Here is a 22,855-nt window from a genome sequence, read left to right as displayed (position 1 = left end):
CTCCGATATTTTGAGTATATCACTATTAAGTGCCTGAATAAACGCTTTCCAGTGCTTTACTTTGGGGCCTGTTTAGTGTACATTTTTCTAGTCGATTCCGCTTTTTTAGGCGGAAATCAAGTTATAATTTGGGGATATAGGAGAGAGTTTAAAATGAAAAAAGTAACGGGTTTTGATTATTTATGGTGCGCATTATATGCCTGCGCGGGATTTGCCTTTGAGCTTCTGCTGGTGCAGATCGAAAAGATGATGGGGCTCAGCGTCGGGGAATTGACTACCGCACAGAACATTGTTCATTTTATCGTAACTACCATCGGCTGGATCGCCATCGGTATTCTTGTTATTTTCATCGGAAAAAAGACCACCGGATTCGAGATATTAGAGACAAAGGCCAGGATCAAGGGCTGGCAGTACATCGCCATAGCGGCCTGCATTGTTATTAATATCATTACCAAGTATCTGGACTGGAACGGATTCAAGATAGCACTTGAGTTCCAGAGATTGGGTCTTCCTTTATTTGTTTTCCAGTACATTTACTATATTGCTGAGGGATTTTTGATCTCCCTTGTTATCGTGTATGCTCAGAAGGCCTGCGAGAAGTGGTTTGGCAACGAGAAGATCCCCTACGGCGGCATAATTCTCGGTCTTACCTGGGGCCTTGCCCACATCGGTTCAAGGGGAAGCCTCATGGTTGGCTTATTTTCCCTGGTTGCCGGATTCCTTTTTGGAACAGCATATCTTTTTGTGAATAAGGATTACAGAAAGGCACTTCCGCTTATCATCCTGTTGTTTATTTTATAAAGCTTTTCAGTTTATATAAGCGACTACATTGGCTTTATTGTTTTTTCTATAAAATTTCACTCTGAGTTTATATGTAATCTTGCAAAACATATTATCATAATTATGCACACAATAACGTTGATAATGGGATTATTATATATACTTGGAGCCTTATATGAAGGATAGAATAAATACAAAGACCAGTGTGCATTTGGCTTTGATGATTCTTATATCTGTGTCCGGCACCGGTTTGGTGATAGAGAGTATATCAGAGGGGTGGGAATTCTGGGTTCCACCTCTCTTGATTGCCGGTCTCGTTGCATCCTGGGTGATGCACTTATTTCAGTATTCCACAGTAAGTTTTCGCGAAAATTTCTATTTTATCTTTGCCTCCATGGCGACGCTGTTCCATGGTGTTCACGGAACCAGTTTCTTTGACCTGGAAGTGGTATCTTCACTTATGTTGGTCGCTTTTTCAATGTTTGATAAAATTGCTTATCTAAATTGTATATTGCTGGAATTCTTTTCTCTGATACTCCTTAACCTTATTATGGCGATCAGAGGTGATTCTGTTGAGTTCACATCCCTTGTGATATCAAGAATTATCTTGCATATTGTGGCAGAAGTCTGTATTTACTATGTCTGCATTCGTGTCATGAGGCAGAGGGAAGGCTATGCGGCGGTCATAGGGGAAAACGAAGAAGAAAGGAAGACCGCGGAAAAAGAGACGGATGATTTCCTTGTTAACATCTCCCATGAGCTCAGAACCCCTATAAATGTGGTCAACGGCCTCACAACCCTGATCCTGCAAAAGGAAGACAGACAGGATATAGCATCAGTCCGTGATGCAGGACTTAGGCTTGCCCAGCAGATAGAGGATATTCAGGACTACACTGATATTCAGAGGAAAGAGATACCCCTGGAAGAGGAGAAGTATATGATCACTTCTCTTATCAATGATATTCTTGTGGAACTTTCGGGGTATGTAAATCAGGGTAAGCTGGAATTCATAATCGATTTAAGTCCCAATGTTCCCACAATGATGAAGGGAGATATCAAAAAGCTCCACAAGATAATAAGGCACCTTCTCAACAATGCCCTGCAGTTCACCAGACATGGAGGGGTGTATCTCAAGATTGACGCCACCAGAAGAAAATATGGAATAAACCTGAATATAGAAGTTTCCGATACCGGAATAGGCATGTCCAGAAAAGAGGTTGCCAGCGCTTCCAAGGGGCTCTATCAGGCGAATAAGACAAGAAACAGAAGCACCGGCGGAATAGGAATAGGCCTTAATATTGTCTATGGTTTTGTCCGCAGAATGAGCGGCTTTGTTCAGATAGAGAGCGAAAAAGGCATGGGAACCACCGTAAGTGTCAGTGTACCACAGGAGGTTATCGACTCCAGCCAGTGCCTTTATGTGGATCAGAATGTTGCAAGAAACATAGTTTTTTATGTTAGAAGTGAGAAATTTAAGATACCGAAGCTCCGTGAATTCTATGATGCCATGGCTCTTAATTTTGCATCGGCTCTCAAGCAGAATCTTTACTCTGTAAACGGCATCAAGGAACTGAAGAGACTGCTGGAAAAGAAAAACATCACTCATATTTTTACAGGCCCCGAGGAGTATTCGGAGATACCCTTCTTTTTTGACAAGCTCAGTGATGAGGGAATAATAGTTGCTATTTCTGCAAATCCCGGATTTAAGGTGAATTTGGGAAGCAGAGTTATTGTTATGCAAAAACCGCTGTATGGCTATCCTGTTGCCAAGGTACTTAACGGAGAGATTACAAGGGGCATTGTTGGAACAGAGCTCCTTGTGGAGAAGCCGGAATTTGACGGAATCCGTGCCCTGGTTGTAGATGACGAACCCATGAACCTGGTTGTTGCAACGGGAATTATGAAGAATTACAAGATGGTGACCGATACGGCAGGCAGCGGAAAAGAATCCATACAGAAGATCTCCGAGAACCACTATGATGTTGTCTTTATGGACCACATGATGCCGGAGATGGACGGCGTTGAGGCCATGAAGATCATTAAGCAGATGGCCAGGGATAACGGAAAAGACATCAAAGTCATTGCCCTTACAGCAAACGCAGTGGCCGGGGCCAGGGAAATGTTTATCAGAGAGGGCTTTGACGGTTTCATCAGTAAGCCCATAAATATTAGTGATTTCGAAAAAGTCATGATAAAAGTACTTCCAAATTATATTTCGAATGATGAGGGAGGAAAACAGTCATGAAGCTAATTTTGGATAAAATTCGTTACATTGACCAACAACTCCATAGCTCCGAAAGAAGCTTTGAGGAACGGACCATAAGTTTCATGGCAATTATGGGCGGCGTGACAGCTGCTCTGGCTTTTATTGTGGATATTCTGATAAAAGAGCATCCTGTGGAAGTTTTTGTTCTAGGGATTGTTATAATAGCCTGTCCTGTTGTGACATGTCTTAGCGTTCACTTTAAAAAGATCACAGCCGGGGCGATTATTCAGGTTGCGACTTTGATCTTCATTATTGTGCCGGTCACATTTTTCTTCGGAGGAGGACCTAAAGGTGGCGGAATAATATGGGTTCCGTTCATCTATATGTATGTGGGTTTCACCCTTTCCGGAGCAAAGCGCACTGCGTTCAGGACAGTTCTCGGCCTTCTTACAATAGTGAACTATGTGGTGTACTTTTTCCATCCTGAATATATCTATAGCCATACTGACATGCAATTTTGCGTGGATTCTATAGCTTCAGTGCTTTTGGTGGGCACCGGTATATACGCCATGGTTCGTTTTCAAAAGGATATGTTCATGCAGGAAAACAGGCGTGCCCAGGAAGAGACCAAGAAAGCAGAAGAAGCAAACAGACAGCAAAGCCGATTCTTTTCCAATATGAGCCATGAGATCAGGACACCCATCAATTCAATTCTTGGTCTGAATGAGATCATTTTGAGACAGAACGATGCTTCTGAAGAGATCATAAAAGATGCAAGAAATATTCAGGGCGCCGGAAAAATGCTGCTGGCCCTGGTAAACGACATTCTTGATATCAGTAAGATCGAAGCAAATAAGATGGATATCATTCCGGTGAATTACAGTGTAGCTTCTTTGGTATCAGAGATCGTTAACATGATCTGGCTTAATGCAGAGCAGAAGGGCCTTCAGTTTGAAGTGGATATAGATCCGGCCATACCCACAGAGCTGTATGGAGATGAGGTTCGTATAAAGCAGATCCTGGTCAATATTCTTAATAATGCAGTCAAATATACCAATGAGGGGCAGATAAGCCTCCATATGGAAAGAGAGAAGATAGAAGGGGACAGAGTTCTCATTGTTTTCAGCATTTCTGATACCGGAATGGGCATAAAGCAGGAGGCATTGCCGTATCTTTTTGATGCATTTCACAGAGAAGATGAAGAGAAGAACAGGTTTATAGAAGGCACGGGACTGGGATTATCTATCGTTAAGCAGCTTGTAGAGCTTATGGGTGGAAAGATCTCTGTTAACAGTGTCTATACCCAGGGCTCGATCTTTACAGTTTCCCTGTGGCAAAAGATAAGTAATGCTCAGCATGTTGGTGAGATCAATATAGCGAATTTTGGTTCTGCCAGATTCCAGAATACCTATGAATGCAGTTTTGAAGCCCCTGAAGCAAGGCTCCTTATTGTGGATGACAACGAGATGAATCTTGAGGTTGAAAAGAAGCTTCTTGAATCCACAAAAATGTTCATTGATGTGGCTCTTACAGGGCAGCAGGCCCTGGAAAAGACCCTTACCAGAACCTATGATGTCATTCTGATGGATCACCTCATGCCGGAAATGGACGGTATCGAATGTCTTGAGAGGATAAGACGCCAGACCGGAGGTCTGAACAATAATGCTCCGGTGATAGTCCTTACCGCAAATGCCGGTACTGAGAATAGGGAACTTTACACTAACAGTGGATTTGACGACTATCTTGTAAAACCCGTATCGGGAAAACAGCTGGAAGATATGCTTATAAAGTATCTGCCGGATTACAAGATCAGCACCGAAGACTACGTTGAAAACTCCGGTAAAGAAATGAACATGGCCAGGGGATACAGCCGTAAATTGCCGATTCTTATCACCACAAGCACCATGTGTGATCTGCCCAAGAGCGTTGTAAGAAATCTGATCCAGCTTGAAACAATACCTTTCAATATTCACGTGGATGGTAAGACCTTTTCCGATAATGTGGAAGCCGGCGCCGACGAGCTGATCTCCTATATGAATAATGATGGCAAGATGTTTGAATCTGAGCCTCCTACGGTTGGAGAGTTCGAAAAATTCTTTGCAGATAACATAAAGAAGGCCCATAACATTATCCATATCGCCTTTTCTTCAGGCATGAGCAAAGAGTACCATAGGGCCGGAAAAGCTGCCAGTGTCTTCGACAATGTAACGGTCGTTGACTCAGAGAGTATTTCCAGCGCTATGGGTCTTATGGTTCTTATAGCCTACAGAATGGCACAGCAGAACCTGTCTGTGGAGAAGATAGTAGAAGAACTTGAGAATATTAAAAAGCATATCCACTGCAGCTTCATTGTACCGGAGCCGGAGTTTATGATGAGGCAGGGCTTCATGAGCTATGCGGTTTACAGCATTATCAAGAACCTTGCCCTAAAGCCTTCGATTATAGTCAGAAATAATAAATTCAGGCTGTATAAGATGTTTACCGGTGGTAAGCGGGAATGCTATGAGAAATATATCAACACCGTGTTTACACCCGGGATATCCCCGGATCTGGATGTACTTTTTGTGACCTATGCGGATCTTAAGGAAAAGGATCTGGTCAGGGTTGAAGAGCAGATAAAGAAAAAATATAACTTTGCAAATATCATTTTTCAAAAAGCATGTGCTGCTGCTTCATTGAACTGTGGTCCCGGAACCATTGGAATGGCTTTTATTAACAAAGGTGAACAGCGCTATAATCTGGGACTTCTTCTTCCTAAGGAGCAGATAATACTGGATGAAGAAGATGACATTACGGAAGAGAGCAATCAGGAGGATTATCAGGATAATTATCATGAAAATAGCAGCTTTTCAAGTGTCTTAAATGAAGAAAGCAAGCAGGAAAGCGGCTTGGGCTGGTATGAAAACATATCCGGAATAGATGTGGAGGAAGGCCTCAAAAACAGCGGATCCCAGGATTCCTTTAAAACGGTACTAAAAATCTTTTATGATTCAATCTCGGCTAAACAAGCAGAGCTTCAGAGATATTTCGAGACCGAGGACTGGGAGAATTACACGATAAAAGTCCATGCCTTAAAGAGCTCGGCAAAACTGGTAGGTGCCATGGACCTTTCTATAGATGCAAGACTGCTGGAATTTGCCGGAAAAGAAGGAGATATTTCTTATATCAGATCAAATCATGACAGAGTCATGGAGGAATACGGAGAATATCTGACCAGCCTTGCACCATGCTTTGAAGGAGACAATAGTGAGGCTGATGATGATTCCAAGCCTATTGCCAACAAGTTCCTGCTTAAGACAGTCTATCAGGAACTGAAAGAGGGAGCAGGGGCAATGAACCTTGATATGATAGATGGCGCTTTTGAAAAGCTGGAGGATTGCATACTCTCCCAAGAGGAGGCGGACAAAGTGGCCAGACTAAAGGAGTGCTATGACAGCTTTGACTATGACGGGATGCTGAAAATACTGGATTTTATAGAGGAGAACGCGGATGATCAGTAAAAAGATTAGAGGAAAATACGTAAAAGTTATCACTTTTCAGCAGAATACGGAAGTGAGAGGTATTGAGAAGACCATAAAGGATCTGGGGCATTTTACTGAAATCATGATGGCTGATATCGACAAGATCCTGAAGACCCTGGATAAGACCAGCATGTATGTAATAGCTGTTCCCGAAGAGATCATGAGTGATTCCGCGGAGCAGGAGGCCCTTGAGGAAATCATCGATTCTATCCTGAATAAGAATAAATATCTCATTCTGATAGGCAACAAGTCCTATCACAATGGTCTATTAAAACGCATACCGGAGATCAAGCTGACACATTGGATCAACAGACCGCTAAAACTCGAAGAAGTCGCGGACATGGTAAACAAGATCTTCAGGATGGAAGTCAGGATGAAGGAAACAAAGAAAATACTTATTGTTGACGACGATCCCTCCTATGCCAAAACGGTGAGGGAATGGCTTAAAGACAGCTATTCTATAAGCATTGTTACGGCCGGCATGCAGGCAATTACTTTTCTTATGCAGAATCAGATCGATCTGGTGCTCCTGGATTATGCGATGCCTGTTGTTGATGGACCCCAGATTCTGGAGATGTTAAGGAGCGATACGATAACTGCGAATATTCCGGTGGTCTTTCTGACCGGAGTAGGGACAAAAGAGAGTATTACCAGGGCTATGAACCTGAAGCCCCAGGGTTACATCCTGAAAACCGCCACAAAAGAGGAACTGCTGAAATCACTGGAGACCATATTTGAGAAGCTGTATGCCTCAGAATGCAAATAATGGTCCCTGGGGACGGGGTTAGTGGACCATTTTAGTTACGAAATAAATCGTATTTTCAGTCGTAGAAAATTTATGCTGAGAATACGATTTTTTATTGGGCGAATTTAATAATAGAAACTGTGCGGCTTTATGACATTTGCGACTTCTCAAACTCAGATAAAATCTAATATAATAAGGGCTATGATTGTGAAAAGAGGATAAGGAGAAAAGGCTCATGAGCACAGCAGTACTTACAATTGATGACATAGCTACAAATAATACCCCTGCCCTGGTGGACTATCTGGTGGAAAAAGGGATCAGGGTCCTGATGTTTGCCTGGGGAGAAAATGTAGAAAAACATCCTGAAAATGCGATTTATGCCCTGCAGCATGGGATGATCATCGGAAACCACAGCTATACTCATCCCAATTTTGCCGAGATTTCTTTTGAAGAGGGAATAGCTGAGATTGAAAAGACAGAGTCTATTCTTGATGATATCTATAAAAAGGCCGGTGTTGAGAGGAAATACAGACCTTTCAGATTCCCCTACGGAAGCAAGGGTGGTGAAAATAAAGAGAAGTATGAGCAGTATCTTAGGGATCATGGCTTCAGCAAGCTGGACGACAGGGCAATTTCCTATCCCTGGTGGAAAGAGACCGGCCTTGATAAGGACATAGATACCCTCTGGACCTTTGATTTTGCGGAGTATCAGATCCGTCCCGGCAGCGGCTTTACCATGGAGGATGTGTTTAAGAGAGTTCATGACACAAATCCCGGCAGCGGCGGAGTTCTTCTTGAGGAGGGCAGCAACCATATCATCCTTATGCATGACCACGAGGAGACACTGGCCATGGTTCCTGATTACTACAAGATTATGATCGAGCATATAATGGAGAACGGTGTTACTTTTAAGGAGCCTGAGTTTATTTGAGAAATGATGCTGGAAGAGGCCAGAGCAAAGAAGATATACAAAGTGCTTATTGGGGTACATGAAAGCATCATCGCCTCTTGGAAGACTGTGGAAAAGTGCGGTGGAGTTTTGGAGAGGAAGTGTTTATGAGTTTTACATTTACGGTATGTGAAGAAGACAAGATGGCGGGAACGTCATGGATATGCGGGTTATATGACATGTTCGACAGCTGGAATCAGCTTCTGGAGAACGAAGCGAAGGCCCTGGGACAGTTGAAGACCAGATTTGGGGAGCCTATGCGCACTTCAAATGATATGGAAAATCTCTTTGAATACTGCATTACAGCCACGGATCCCGAGGGGAATGAACTGATTCTCACTGCTTATCATGGCCCATCAGGCCCGGCTATAGGCGGCGCAGGAAATGATCTGGTGTACAAGATTGCTGCCAGGCAGCTTGCCAACTATGTACAGAGCGCGGAACTGACTGATTACAAGATCTCCGGCATTTATCACGACGCACCGATTCCTTTGAAGGTTACTCTCGGAGCCAAAAAAGGCGAGCCCTACGCGAAATTCGGAATTGCAATAGGAGCACTTCTCAAAGAAATAAAGAGCTATCTGATAATGCTGCGTTATAGTTTAAAGGGAGTCTAAAAACAAGAGAATGACCATAACCTTAATTCGACATGCCAAAGTAAAACTAATATGGAAAAAGAGAAAGTAAACATCTAAAGGAGAGCAACAATGGTTTTTAAATACTGTGCAGAATGTGGACACAAACTTGATGAAATAAGGCTTGGGGATGACGACTGCAAGATCTGCCCAGCCTGCAAAAGAATATACGGCAACAATCCCCTGCCTGTAGTGGAAGTGCTGGTGGTGAACGAGCTCAACGAAGTCCTTCTCCTGAAGCAAAACTACATTTCCGAGGATAAGTGGACCGTAGTTTCAGGCTATATGGTAGAGGGCGAGACCATAGAGGAAGCTGTTGCCAGAGAGGTAAAGGAAGAGACCGGCCAGACCGTAACCAGATGCCAGTATGTATCCAGTTACTATTTTGAACCCAAGCAGCTTATCATGATTGGCTTCATTGCCTATGTAAATAAGAGCGACTTTGCCGATTCTGTTGAGGTAGACGATCTCAAATGGTATAAGATAGATGAAGTAGAGCCTGTGATAGCCAGAGTTAATAACTGCTCCGGAATGCATTTTGACATGTGCAGAGAATATTTGGTATAAAAAATATGACAAAACAGATAGGCGTAATTTCAGATATACACAGTAACTACACCGCTTTTAAAGCAGCGGCGGAATATATGATTGGCAGGGGAATGTTATGATGAAGTTGTCCGAGAAGGTATATGAGTTTGCAAAAATAATGTGATTTAAGGAGATACAGAAATGGGTACACAGATAGAGCCTTTTTCAGCAAAAGATTCCAACATAGAAGGATTAAAGGTCATCAGTGCCAAGATGGTGACCGACGATCGCGGAACAGTGAGAGAACTTTTCCGAGGCAGTGTTTACGATGATGTTCTTCCCGCTGAAGTTAACAGCTGGAAGCAGATCAATCTTACAAGAACAAAGAAAGGCGCTGTGAGAGGCCTTCACGGTGAAGCCATGAACAAACTTGTGACAGTGGCCTACGGTTCCGTATTTGGAGCGTATGTTGATACAAGACCCGGCAGCAGGACCTTCGGTGCTGTTCAGACCGTGCATATCACTCCCGGAGTTCAGGTTTTTGTTCCCCAGGGCGTGTGCAACGGCTTCCAGGCGCTGGAAGATACAGAGTACCTCTATTTCTTTGACAATGAGTGGGCTCCCGGCATGCCAGGAACAGCTCTTTGTCCCCTGGATCCCGAGCTTGATATCAAGTGGCCTATCGCTGTAGATACAACAGACCTTAACCAGATATCAGAGAAAGATTCCAAAGCGCCAACACTTCAGGAGCTTAGAGAGAAGCTTGGGGTTGATTGAAGCTTTGGCGCCTGCCCCCAGTATACTAACGCCCTGGTGCCTGACCCCATTAACAAACTGTGACCAACATAGTCTGGCGCTAGTCTGAGAAGGTCACAATTTGTTGATGGGGTCAGGCACAGGTCAAAGTCTATGCCGGTCAGGCACCAGGCCCTTGTAAAAACAGGAGAAATTTTAATGAGTGAAGATTGCAAAATGCCCAAAAGGCTTGAGAGAACCACTATTTACGAGAGTAGTTTCGTATGTCTTTATACCGACAGAGTGGAACTTCCAAGTGGTCAGATAATCGAAGATTACCATCAGATCCATTATCCCAGAAAAGCAGTATCCATCGTGATTTTCGATGAGAACGACAACATTCTTTTTATCCATAATCGAAGATACACCGTGGGACAACTGGAGTGGGAGATACCTGCAGGCAGGATCGAAGATGGGGAATCCCTGGAGGAGGCTGCCAGAAGAGAAGCCATGGAAGAGACCGGCTGCGAGCTGGCAGACCTTAAATACCTGTGTGAGTATAACCCTTCCAATGGCATGTCGGATTCGCTTATCCACTGCTTTGCGGCAAAAGTCCTGAAAGAAGGGGAATTGACGGACGTTGATGAGATAAGCAGCAAAAAGTGGTTTTCAAAAGATGAGTATATGAAACTGCTTAAAGATAACGGAACCAAGGATGGAGTCACTATTTTGGCGATTCTGTATGCGTTGCAATTTTATAAATGATTGGAGGAGTTATGTTACCGACGAAGGAAGAAGCACTAAGGGAGTTGGAAGTAGCTGAAAAGCTTAATCCGGGACCATGGATCAAACATTCACTGAATACAGGAGCTGCCGCAAAATATATCGCGGAGAAAGTCCCGGGAATGGATCCCAAGAAGGCTTATATCGTGGGAATCCTGCATGATATTGGACGAAGAGAAGGAATCACAGACATTCCTACCCACGTATATGACGGGTACAAATATGCCATGTCAAAGGGCTGGGATGAAGTCGCAAGAATCTGCATGACCCATTCCTACCTGCAGATGAGCGATGAGTTCGACTACGAGCCTGAGACAGAGCACGAGAAGGCCATAAAGGCTTATATCGCAGAGTGCGAGCCCGACGATTACGACAGACTTATTCAGCTCTGCGATTCACTGGCTGTGGATTACGGTTTTGTCATCCTGGAAAAAAGATTTGTGGATGTCACCAGAAGATATGGCATCATGGAAGGTTACATCAAGGGTTGGGAGATTGCCTTCAAGATAAAAGAGGACTTCGAGGCCCGCATGGGATGCTCGATCTATGATGTTTTGCCGGATATAGGCAAGACGAGTCTTCTACCCCCCAAGCCTTGGAAACCACCGGTATCAGCGTAAACTTTACAACAGAAAAAGGAGGATAACATGGAGAACAGGAAACAGGTAGTACTGATCGTTATGGATGGCGTAGGTTTTAGCACCACGGGTATTGGCGATGCGGTTACAGAAGCCAATACACCGGTACTTGATGAGCTGTTGAAGACCTGCCCCAACACCAGGCTCAAAGCCCATGGCACCGCCGTAGGCCTGCCCTCGGACGACGACATGGGTAACTCAGAAGTTGGCCACAATGCCCTTGGCTGCGGCCAGATCTACTCCCAGGGCGCCAAGCTTGTTAACGAGTCCATCGACAACGGCAAAATGTTTGCTTCCGATTCCTGGAAGGAAGCTATGTCCAACGTAAAGAGCAAGAATTCCGTTCTCCATTTCTTAGGTCTTTTATCCGATGGAAATGTCCATTCCAATATTTCCCACCTCATGATAATGCTGAAAAAGGCTAAGGAAGAAGGCGTAAAAGAAGCAAGAGTTCACATCCTTCTGGATGGCCGTGACGTTCCTGCCACCAGCGCTCTCCAGTATGTTGAGCAGCTTGAGAACTGCATAAAAGAGCTGAACGGCGATGGCTTCAATTGCCTTATCGCCTCCGGCGGCGGAAGAATGAAGGTTACCATGGACAGATATCAGGCGGATTGGGGCATGGTGGAGCTTGGCTGGAAGACCCATGTAAAGGGCGAAGGCCGCCAGTTTGCAACCGCCGCAGAAGCCATCGAGACCTATAGAAACGAGCTGGGAGTTATAGATCAGGACCTTCCTGCCTTTGTTATCGCTAAGGACGGTAAGGCCGTTGGCGCTGTATCCGATGATGACAGTGTGATCTTTTTCAATTTCAGAGGTGACCGCGCCCTGGAGATTTCCATGGCCTTTGACTATGAGGACTTTAACTATTTTGACAGAGGCCCCAAGCCCGGTTGCTTCTACGCAGGAATGTTGCAGTATGACGGAGACCTTCTTATCCCGAAGCACTACCTGGTCAACCCGCCGGAGATCAAGAACACCCTGTCTGAGCTTTTGGTGGAGGCGGGACTTAGCCAGTATGCGGTTTCCGAGACCCAGAAGTACGGCCATGTGACTTATTTCTGGAACGGCAACAGAAGCGCCAAATTCAGCGAGACATTAGAGACCTTCAAGGAGATCCCCTCCGACAGAGTGTCTTTTGACGAGCGCCCCTGGATGAAATCTGCGGAGATCACCGACGACGTCATCGAAGCCATAAAGAGCGAGAAGTACGATTTTATCAGATGTAATTTCCCCAACGGAGACATGGTGGGCCACACAGGCAACATGGATGCCACCATCATCGGCGTTGAGACCGTGGATCTGGCCCTTGCCAGAATCATCAAGGTCTGCGACGAGTACAACGTGACCCTTCTTATCACCGCCGACCACGGCAACGCAGACGAGATGCTGGAAAAGAACAAGAAGGGCGAGCTTCAGGTTCGTACCGCCCATTCTTTGAATCCTGTTCCTTTCATAATCTATGATAAAAAGAACTCTTTTACCATCAAAGAAGGTGCCTACGGCCTTGCCAACGTAGCCCCCACAGTGGCAGCTATACTGGGCCTCACACCCCCTACGTGCTGGGAAAAATCTATGATATAAAAACCCTTGACACTTAATTGCGTGACAACTATACTAACAACTAAATATTTTTTACCAATTCAGAATAATCAGTAAATGGAGTCACAAATGATAACTATGAACCTCACCAATAATTCCATAGTCCCTACATCAGATTCACCCGTGAACGATTCTCAGGGGACTAATTGTGGTACAAATGGTGAGGATATGAGAAAATGCACAGTATAAGCTTATAGACAGGTGCATATAACAAGTCAGAGAGAGCCTCATCAGACCGAAAGTTTGATGGGGCTTTTATTATATACATAACCCAAGGAGGAGTTAGCTATGGAACACATTATCGAAGAGGGAAAGACAAGGCAGCAGATCGTCAGCGAATTTTACGGTGAGTACAGCGAGGACGGCAGGCTGGACAGAACGGTTCACGGAAGGCTTGAGTTCGCCACCACCATGAACTACATTCACCGCTATGTTAAGGCAGATTCCAAAATTCTGGAGATCGGCGCCGGCACCGGAAGATATTCAATTTCTCTGGCAAAAGAGGGATATGATGTCACAGCAGTGGAGCTGGTAAAGAGTAACCTTGAGGTCCTTCGCAGCAACAGCATCGGCATCAAAAGCATCCATCCGTTCCAGGGAGATGGCACTGACCTTAGCAGATTCGAGGACAACACTTTCGACGTTACACTGGTTTTCGGACCGATGTATCACCTCTATGAAAAAGATGATGTGAACAAAGCCATAGACGAAGCAATCAGAGTTACCAGGAAAGACGGCATTATCCTCTATGCATTCCTTTCTATTTTCGGAATCATGTACTCCAACTATTTCGAGGGGAACTGGGCTGCAGGAGAAGTCGAGAACTTCACTTCCGACTATAAGATCAAGCACTTCAAAGAGCAGCTCTTCACCGGTTATGATATTGTCGATTTTGAGGATCTCTTCAGAGAAAAAGAAGTTGAGCACCTTGTAACCACCGGCGTTGACGGAATTATCGAGTGCATAGAACGCAGGGAAGACTTCGCAGTAACCGAAGAGGACTTCGAAGCCCTGGCAAAATGGTATCTGGCCTTCTGCGAGAAGCGCGAGCTTCTGGGCAGCACAAACCATCTGCTGTATATTTGTAGGAAGGGGTAAAGCATGAATAAGATAGGAACAAAAACCATAGAAACCGACAGCCTGATCCTCAGACAATTCACAATAGAAGATGCCCATGATATGTTCAGCAACTGGGCTTCAGACCCTGAAGTAACAAAGTATCTGACCTGGCCTGCCCATCAGGACGAGGCCTTCACAAAGACTCTTTTGTCAGAGTGGATAGAGAATTATCAGGATGGCACTTACTTCAATTGGGCCATGGAACTCAAGGACACCAGCGCCGTTATCGGAAACATCTCGGTGGTGCACCTTGATGAAAAGATTGAAGGAGCTGAGATCGGCTACTGCATGAGCAGAGCCTGCTGGGGAAAAGAGCTTATGCCCGAGGCTTTGAAGGCAGTGATGAATTTCCTTTTTGACGAAGTGGGCCTAAACCTCGTAGCGGCCTACCATGACAGCAGAAATCCCAAGTCCGGCAGAGTAATGGATAAAGCGGGGATGAAATACGAAGGAACCCTGCGGGCAGCCGCCATAAATAACCAGGGCATCAGCGACAGGGTGTATCATGCCATGATTCGAAGCGATAGACTGTGACCGCTGCTCATTCTTCCAATATTTTCACAGCATAAGAACAGGATGCTGTCACATTTTCTTTGTTTCTTTCCGCTTCCTCTATGACTTTGTATACAAGCCGCTTGGCAATTCCCTTGCCGGTGTATTCCTGGGAAACGCCGGTGTGGACTATGTTCCAGCCCTTGGCTGACTTGATGTAATCGCATTCTCCGATTTCTTTGCTGCCGTCAAAAGCCACACTTCTGCAGGCTTCTGGTTCCATGACAACATCAATGTCATGTTTGTAAAGGCAGCTAAGGGCTCCGGAAGGGCACTTGGATATGGCTTGCCAAACCGCTTTGGTGTCTGACCCCTCAAGGCAGATCCAGGGCTTTTGTCCGGGCCTGAAGGTTTTGGGGCTTCCTTCTACGCACTGCTTGGCATGGAAGCATTTATCTGAATTCCAAAAAATTACTATATCTTCGTTCTCGTACATTCTATGCATAGTTAACCTCCGTCCGGTTTAGCATATAAATTCTTTATAGATTTATCATATAACATATTTTGATGAACGTGATAAAATATATTTAGTGACGTCCAGTCATTAAATACTAATAAAGAAAGGGCGGATTTTTTTATGAGTAGAGTATCAGAAGTAACCAATCTGCAGCAGCAGAGAATCAAAGAAATGCAGGAGAGAATGAAAAGTGGTGATGTATCGGATGCAATGAAGATGCAGTTGATGATTCAGAATGTAACCCAGACGCTGAATGATATCTCTCAGACTCTGGCAATCATAGCAGATAAACAATGAAATGATGCAGGTGTCAAAACTACCTTTTGACACCATTTGAGTTTGCGCGCCATGGGCGCGCTCTAACGGGTGAAAGTCCCGAACACACCTAGGCAACGAGGAAGTCTATGAAAATAGATGGAGCAAAGGGGCGAACAACCAATAAGTTCAAGTATGTCTCGCATTGCAGACAAGACAACACCTGCCGCAAACAATCGGACTAAAGGTGGTTGAGTCAAGCGAGGTGGAAAGGAAAGAACGCATGGACGCAAGTAGTCTAATGGAGCAGATATTGTCTAGTGATAACCTTAACAGAACATAACTGCAAGTCGTACTGAATAAAGGTGCCGAGGGTGTGGATGGAATGAAGTACAAAGACTCGCCCACAATGGATGGGTGCAAAAGGCTATAAACACAAAGAGACTATTTCGGTAACGCCCATTCTATGGGGTGTGAAGGAGGGAAAATGAAAAGAATACTGGCGGGGGTACTGGCAGCAACAGTCTTTCTGACATCTTTTGATGTGTCAGGGATCAGTGTGCGTGCGGCAGAAAACATCGTAGTAACCGAGGGAGCAACTCTGGGGGATGACTCCGGCGCTGACAGCTCTGTGGAAGAGAGTGCTGCATCTGGCAACAGTGATAACAGTTCAGAACTTGCAGCGTCCAATGATGATTCAGATACATCCGACTCTGATGCATCCGCATCTGAGACTTCTATAGGCGAGGCAGGGGACGAAAACTCTGCTGAAGCATCTGAGAACTATGATGACAATTCCAAGCTGGTAGGAGCTTCTGGCTATTTAAGTGGAGAAGGCTCCGAAGACAATCCCTATAAAATCGGAAGTGCCAAAGACCTGGAGAATCTGCGAAAGCATTTCGAAGAAGACGTGTCCGGGTGCTATATCAAAATCACCAATGATTTTACGGTAAATGATGATATCTCTAATCCCAAAACTAAGCTGAAACCTATACCGTCAAATAACGACGTACGCATTGACGGAGGTAGACATACCATAAGCGGATTGTATATTGAGGGTGAGGACAATGCATCTCTGTTCATGGGTGCCAGGGAGATTAAAGATCTCATCATCGAGGATGCAGTTATAAATGTCCAGGATAGTGAAGCAGGAACATCATCGTATAGTAATATTTCCGTTATTTGCAATAATGTACAAAAACCTGTGTCAAACTGCAAGTTAAAGGGCAATATCACAATAAACTATGACGGAACAAAAAGTAGTTGTGATATTGGTGGCCTCTTTTGTTCAGCCAACGTGGTTTCTGATTGTAGTATGCAAGGAAATCTTGTTGTAAACAGTACATCTTACTCCAATGTAGCCGGCATTGTATATTCACTTAACGCTGGAGGATATAACACCCATGAGATATATGATTGTGAAATGACAGGCAATATTACAGTCAATGGCAATGCGCAAGTAGCCGGTGTTGCTATCAATGCCATGAATATTCATAATTGTATTTCGGGTGATGAGAACGAGGTAAAGGAATGCAGGATAACAGCTACATCAGATAAGAATACGTATGTATCAGGCATTGCATATAATGCTACCACCTGTACTAATTGCCGAAATTATGCAACACTCGATTCACGGGCCCACGCGGTTGGAATAATATGGGGAGATGAAGGCGGTGGGATAAAGAATTGTGAAAATTACGGAACGATCTTAACTGCCCAGCTAAGAGCCGGTATTGCATTTAGGGGAAATATCACAAATTGCACCAATTACGCAGATATCACAGAAGAGGAAGACGACGAAGTAAACAATGAAATATACGGTATAGCACCCTATTTTGAGGGTAGTTCCTTCTATTACAATGAAAACTATGGAAACCTCTCCGGAGGAAAAGTGTGTGGTATTGTTGGCGAAGTATCATTGCCTTATAACGGAAGCTCGGATGTCACTATTAGTGATTGTACTAATTATGGGGCTCTTAGTGGAACACAGGTATCCGGTATTGCAGATGAACTTGCTAGCCGTTCGGAGTATAACGCCATAATTACTAATTGTGTGAATGAAGGCGCAATTTCCGGATCAGAAATTTCCGGAATTGTCAGGGAAGTATGGTATGGCGGCAAAGTAAGCAGCTGTTTTAATCTTGCAGAATTATCCGGTAGGGGCATAGGTGGTATAGCACATACAGTTTACTCTGGCGGAGAAATCTCTAATTGTACCAACAATGGACAACTGGTTACAGCTCAGGACTATTCAAATGCTGGGGGAATTGTTAATGCCCTTAAGGACCACTATGCGCATTCCGATATGCCTCCTGTCATTAGCAACAACAGTAATACCGGAAAGATTTCCGGCTTTGATTCTATGGGCGGTATCGTATTTTCGATGGAATCAGGAATTATAAGAGAATGCTGCAACTCCGGAGAGATTATTACAGAGTATGAAAACGGACATGCCGGAGGTGTGGTATGTATTGCTCGTGTTCCTAAAGAAAGCAACAACAGCATGATAACCGACTGCTATAATTCCGGCAGTATTACTGCAACCAATATCGGTGGCCTCATATATGATTTATCCAATGATAATTATCAAGGATCCTTCTATATTTCTAACTGCTACAATATAGGAACGCTTACCCGCAATTCCAATCGTGGCGGAGCATATCACATAATATGCAGTCGTCCATATGAAAATATGGATGGCATAACAATTTCGAGTTGTTACTATCCTTCTACCGGTAACGATGGAATCCCTACTGAAGATGGGGAAAGTGTATCCGGAATAACCTGCTGTACAGATCAGGAAATGAAAACGCAGTCCACCTATAAAGGTTGGGATTTTGATTCTACCTGGATGATGGGAACAGAATCTTATAAATATCCTGTATTAACGAATTCAGGAGAGAAAAAATATACCATCACATTTGATCCTCAGGGCGGAACGCTAGATACAACAACTGTGGTAACAAGTAGCAGGGGAAAACTTTCTTCGCTGCCCAGGCCTAAATATGAAGGCAAGCGGTTTGGTGGCTGGTACACACTCCCGGAGGGTGGAGATTGCATAACCACCTCAACTGTTTTCACAGGTAACACCACAATATATGCACAGTGGAAGGATTTCGATCCCGCTGACAGAGTCAAGGTAAAACCTGTATCTCCCGAACACAAGGTTAAGGACTTTAGGTATATTGACGATGGCGGCTGGGTTAACTTCGAGATCTCTTTTACCACGGATGTTCCTGTAAAAGCCATAGACGTTAAAAAAGGAAAGCTTCGACTTGTTGAATACAGCACGGATACTGTGATATACGAGACCGAAAGCAGCAATACTGTAAAGGTTAAGCCAAATGGTACCGGATCAAAGGTTTATTTCTCCTTCTTTAATAGCGGCATCAAGCCTGCAACGAATTACTATATTGAGATAGAAGACGGCTTCATGTCTTTTGAAGACGATTCCAAGTTCGCCTATGTGGACAAGGACGAATGGATATTCATGACCAGATATAACCACAGGATAACCATTCGCAATGAAGCTGAGGGAATAAAAAAAGACGTAGAGCTGAACTACGACTTCTACTATGAAGACAGTCTGTTTGAGGATTCTGCATCTAAGTTTGACAAACAAAGGACCATCTGGGCCTTCGGTCTTGCCATGGCCGGATTCGAGAGCTATGAGGGCGGATACTCTAATGGATCCAAGAATGCTCAGAGAATGATGGAACAGTTTGGTTTTAAGACAGATCCCCAGTTATCTCCTAATGCTGATTATAAAGCAAAGCCCACAGAGAATTCCTTTGGGGTATGCGTTGGTGACAAGAGGATAGCGGACAAAAACGGCAAAGTTTATACACTCCTTGCGGTTGCAACCCGTGGTGCCGGCTATGAAGCTGAATGGTACAGTAATGGTCTTGTAGGCGCAGAAACCGAACATGAAGGCTTCTATGCAGCATCAGAAAAAGTTCTGTCACAGATAGCATCATATATAAAGAACCGACAAATAACCGGTGACATCAAGATCGTTATGGCAGGTTACAGCCGTGCCGCAGCCACAACCAATATTGCTGCTGCCCGCATCAACGACGGTGAGCTGGCAACAAAGCTTGCAGGAACAGATGTAAGTATCACCCAAGACAATGTCTATGCCTACTGCTTTGAGTGTCCTGCAACAACCAAAAAAGCTTACGAATCCGGATCATCCGCTGACGCTGTTCTTCAGAAGAATTACACTAATATTTCCAACATAATAAATCCCAGTGATTTTATACCTTTTGTTCCTCTTGACGGAGAAGGTTGGGGATATAAGCGCTATGGAATTGATTACTATCTTCCTAACGAACTTCTTAATTCCAATGGCTATGGGGAATACCGCGGGAAGTTTTTAAATAAGTACAGGCAGTTTGGCCTAAACTATGACTATTCATCTTTCGATTACTATGAGGTTGTATGGTCGGACTATACCATAGACAATGTTAAAAGCCTCATTGGCCGCAAGCTTGATAAGGTAAAGACCAGGGTAAAGACATCAAATATGCCCCTTTATATGTTCAATATCAAGTTTAGAACAGAGCTTAAGCAGGCAGTTCCCTCCTGCTGGCAATACGAAGCATACCTGCAAAAGCAGATATGTCCTTGCCTTAGAGAAGCATTTACAGGCGGCAATCCACCATGGGAAAAGATCGCCGAAAACTGCGATTTCATCGTGGATCAGTCAGGAAGCATTCTTTATAGCGACATTCTTGACTGTGTCATGACACTGTACAAAAACATTAAGAGCTATAAGCTGGGTCTTTTGTTCCAGCAGCACGAACCCCTTCTTAACTTCGCGATGCTTGTTTCTCTGGAGGGTAATCTGGAGCTGAAGGAACTACATAACGAGTCCGAAAGTTTTCATGTGCTATATATCAACTGCCCTGTCGATGTTTCAGTCTACAATTCATCAGGAGAACTGGTGGCACAGATAGTTGATGACAAGGCTGTTTCCATTGACGGAAGCTTCATCGGAAGTTTTGTAGACGAGAACGGACAGAAAGTCATCGTTCTTCCTAGAGATGATGATTTCAGGATTTCCTTAAGCGGAACTGACGAAGGAACAATGGATTATGTTATTTCAGAGTATTCCATTACCGGTCAGGAATATGTAAAGAAGACCATATACTGCAATATTCCTGTGTATGAGGGAGTCGAGCTCACAGCAACTGTCGATGATAGCGGCGTTAATACCTTAAAGAACCAGGACCTTGTTACTCTTTCTCCATCAAAGGAGTATGATGGCATTGTTCCGGATTACAATGTGACCGTTATTAACGATGGAGCTGGCTATGTGCAGGGCGCGGGCAAGATTTCTGCCGGGGAACATGTGCTGCTTACCGCGGAGCCTAACTTCGGCGCAGAGTTCGAGGGCTGGTACGATACAAACGGTACTCTGGTCTCTAAGGAGCAGGAGTTCCGCTTTCGCGTGGATTCAGACATGCAGTTCACTGCAAAGTTCAAGGAAAGAGATGGTCTGACCGCTGTCGTTGAAGAGGAAATGACCTACACCGGCGCAGCCCTGAAACCCGCAGTACGTGTATATGACGGTGTTACAGAGCTTACTGCAGGCACGGACTACACCATCTCGTACAAGAACAACAAGAACGCTTATACTTACACGGAGGAGGACGCTGAATTCAATGCTTCCAAGGCTCCTACAGTCATTGTCACCGGTAAGGGCAATTATTCGGGAAAAGAGACAGCGTACTTCGTGATAAATCCCAAGCCCCTCACGGATGAAGACATTACCGTTGCGGCCGTTGCCGATATCAAGGAAGACGGAAAGGTCAAGAAGCCTCTGCCTGTAATTACCCAGGGCAAGAAGAAACTTAAGGCAAACACTGACTTTACCGTTACTTACCATAAGCCCGGCGGCGAAGAGACAGAGTGTAAGGACGTTGGCGACTACATTGCACGCATCACGGGCAAGGGAAATTACACGGGCATAGTTGAAAGCTCTTTTGCCATCTATGCAAAAGAACGTGTACCAATCTCCAAAGCAAAACTGTATAAGATACCGGATTCTGAGTACGACGGTAATCCACGCGACATCTCTGAGGATGTGATGCTTAGTTACAATAAGACTATTTTAACAGAGGGTACGGACTACAGGATCGACTATAACGACGATCGCACCAGTGTCGGCAAAAAGAGCATAACCATCGTAGGCCTTGGAGATTATGCGGGAGCAAGAAGCGCCATCTACAACATCACCGGCGTTTCTCTCAAGAAGGCAACTATCACGAATTTCCAAGCTGCGGTTGAATACACTGGAGACGCAGCATATCAGAGCGCAGTTCTTACCCTTAACGGAAAAGAGCTGACGGCGGGAACAAGCGCTAATGACAAGACGGCAGATTATGTAGTCACCTACTCAGGAAACCTTAACGCGGGAACCGCAAAGGTGACCTACACCGGCATAAACAGCTACACCGGAAGCCTTCAGAAGACCTTCAAGATCACAAAGAAGGTTCTGAATAAAACAGACTTCGAACTGGTGGTACCGGCTACTACTCCCTTCGTAAAGGGCGGAAGCACACCGGAAGTCACCCTTAAGTTTAAGGGAACTGACCTTGCTTTGGGAAAAGACTTCACGGTTTCCTACAAGAACAATAAGGCATTGACTACAGCAGCAACCAAGGCTAAACCTCAAGTGATTGTTACCGGAAAGGGCAATTTCCAAGGCAAGCTCACTGCTGAATTTGAGATCATTCCAAGAGATATCTCCTCAGTAGACAGTGGCGTTACCATGTTTGCCAAGGATGTGGTGGCATCGGACAAGGCAGGCAAGTGGAAATCCAAGCCTGTACTCACCGACTCCGATGGCAAGGCCCTTAAGGCAGGAACCGATTACGACAAGCAGATTACCTACTATGTATCCGGCAGCAGCGAACCCCTTAGCGACACCGCCGTCGTGGATGCGGGAACCACAATAAAGGCCGTAGCCAATGGTATCGGCGCCTACAGCGGAAGCATTGAGACCACCTACAGAGTTGTAATGAAGGACATCTCAAAAGCTTCAGCAAAAGTGGCAGCCAAGGCTTACCCCGGCAAGGGCAAAAAGGTAACACTGTCCTATGAGGATATTACTCTGAGCTATCAGAAAGAGCCGCTGGAAAAAGATGTCGACTATGTAATTGACGATACTACCTACAAGAATAATGGTAAGAAGGGCAAGGCCACGGTTGTCATCCGCGGAAAAGGCGACTTCGGCGGATCCAAGACAGTCTCCTTTACCATTGGTGCAAAGGGAATTGTCTGGTGGTTCAGGAACCTGTTCCAGTGAATCTAATGAGTAAGTGCTTTTTAAAAAACTATCAAGCT

Annotated in this window: 16 protein-coding genes; 15 read left to right on the top strand and 1 reads right to left on the bottom strand. The window is 44.7% G+C overall.

Features of this window, described 5'->3' with window-relative positions; genetic code table 11:
* The first annotated feature begins 153 nt into the window (after window positions 1-153).
* The 13 genes from T359_RS0113675 (at window position 154) to T359_RS0113610 (ending at window position 14,775) form a co-directional block, all read left to right on the top strand.
* A complete protein-coding gene (locus tag T359_RS0113675) occupies window positions 154-801 on the top strand; it encodes a hypothetical protein (RefSeq protein WP_026517965.1) in 648 nt (215 codons plus the stop codon).
* A gap of 154 nt (window positions 802-955) precedes the next feature.
* On the top strand, window positions 956-3,025 hold the full coding sequence (locus tag T359_RS0113670; protein WP_026517964.1) for a hybrid sensor histidine kinase/response regulator: 2,070 nt from the start codon (window positions 956-958) through the stop codon (window positions 3,023-3,025).
* Window positions 3,022-6,486, top strand: coding sequence for a DegV family protein (locus T359_RS20435; protein ID WP_081795588.1), 3,465 nt, complete (start codon window positions 3,022-3,024; stop codon window positions 6,484-6,486). The genes T359_RS0113670 and T359_RS20435 overlap by 4 nt, the downstream gene beginning before the upstream one ends.
* A complete protein-coding gene (locus tag T359_RS21735) occupies window positions 6,476-7,273 on the top strand; it encodes a response regulator (RefSeq protein ID WP_051545421.1) in 798 nt (265 codons plus the stop codon). The genes T359_RS20435 and T359_RS21735 overlap by 11 nt, the downstream gene beginning before the upstream one ends.
* A gap of 214 nt (window positions 7,274-7,487) precedes the next feature.
* Entirely contained in the window at window positions 7,488-8,183 is a 696-nt protein-coding gene (locus tag T359_RS0113655; protein WP_026517963.1) for a polysaccharide deacetylase family protein, read from the top strand.
* A gap of 125 nt (window positions 8,184-8,308) precedes the next feature.
* On the top strand, window positions 8,309-8,818 hold the full coding sequence (locus T359_RS21730) for a hypothetical protein (protein WP_051545419.1): 510 nt from the start codon (window positions 8,309-8,311) through the stop codon (window positions 8,816-8,818).
* A gap of 90 nt (window positions 8,819-8,908) precedes the next feature.
* On the top strand, window positions 8,909-9,403 hold the full coding sequence (locus T359_RS0113640) for an NUDIX domain-containing protein (protein WP_026517962.1): 495 nt from the start codon (window positions 8,909-8,911) through the stop codon (window positions 9,401-9,403).
* 162 nt (window positions 9,404-9,565) lie between these two features.
* The gene (locus T359_RS0113635) at window positions 9,566-10,141 is read left to right on the top strand and encodes a dTDP-4-dehydrorhamnose 3,5-epimerase family protein (protein ID WP_026517961.1); all 576 of its coding nucleotides are present in this window, start codon (window positions 9,566-9,568) and stop codon (window positions 10,139-10,141) included.
* Window positions 10,142-10,318: 177 nt separating this feature from the next.
* Complete coding sequence (locus T359_RS0113630; protein WP_026517960.1) at window positions 10,319-10,864, top strand: NUDIX hydrolase; 546 nt, start codon at window positions 10,319-10,321, stop codon at window positions 10,862-10,864.
* 11 nt (window positions 10,865-10,875) lie between these two features.
* Complete coding sequence (locus T359_RS0113625) at window positions 10,876-11,502, top strand: HD domain-containing protein (protein WP_026517959.1); 627 nt, start codon at window positions 10,876-10,878, stop codon at window positions 11,500-11,502.
* A 27-nt stretch (window positions 11,503-11,529) separates the two neighbouring features.
* On the top strand, window positions 11,530-13,104 hold the full coding sequence (gene gpmI / locus T359_RS0113620) for a 2,3-bisphosphoglycerate-independent phosphoglycerate mutase (RefSeq protein ID WP_026517958.1): 1,575 nt from the start codon (window positions 11,530-11,532) through the stop codon (window positions 13,102-13,104).
* A 306-nt stretch (window positions 13,105-13,410) separates the two neighbouring features.
* Window positions 13,411-14,220, top strand: coding sequence for a class I SAM-dependent methyltransferase (locus T359_RS0113615; RefSeq protein WP_035784534.1), 810 nt, complete (start codon window positions 13,411-13,413; stop codon window positions 14,218-14,220).
* A gap of 3 nt (window positions 14,221-14,223) precedes the next feature.
* Entirely contained in the window at window positions 14,224-14,775 is a 552-nt protein-coding gene (locus tag T359_RS0113610) for a GNAT family N-acetyltransferase (RefSeq protein ID WP_026517956.1), read from the top strand.
* A 7-nt stretch (window positions 14,776-14,782) separates the two neighbouring features.
* Here the strand turns inward: T359_RS0113610 and T359_RS22215 are convergent, their stop codons facing one another.
* The gene (locus T359_RS22215) at window positions 14,783-15,238 is read right to left on the bottom strand and encodes a GNAT family N-acetyltransferase (RefSeq protein WP_081795587.1); all 456 of its coding nucleotides are present in this window, start codon (window positions 15,236-15,238) and stop codon (window positions 14,783-14,785) included.
* 132 nt (window positions 15,239-15,370) lie between these two features.
* On the opposite strand from T359_RS22215, the gene T359_RS22535 reads away from it, so the two are divergent.
* Window positions 15,371-15,547: a hypothetical protein gene (locus T359_RS22535; RefSeq protein ID WP_155840129.1), complete on the top strand. Its 177-nt coding sequence runs from the start codon at window positions 15,371-15,373 to the stop codon at window positions 15,545-15,547.
* Window positions 15,548-15,992: 445 nt separating this feature from the next.
* A complete protein-coding gene (locus tag T359_RS0113590; RefSeq protein WP_026517955.1) occupies window positions 15,993-22,817 on the top strand; it encodes an InlB B-repeat-containing protein in 6,825 nt (2,274 codons plus the stop codon).
* The last annotated feature ends 38 nt before the right edge of the window (window positions 22,818-22,855 follow it).

The sequence above is a fragment of the Butyrivibrio sp. MC2021 genome, assembly GCF_000621605.1.
In the GTDB taxonomy this organism is placed as follows: domain Bacteria; phylum Bacillota; class Clostridia; order Lachnospirales; family Lachnospiraceae; genus Butyrivibrio.
This window is presented reverse-complemented; position numbering and strand designations above follow the sequence as displayed.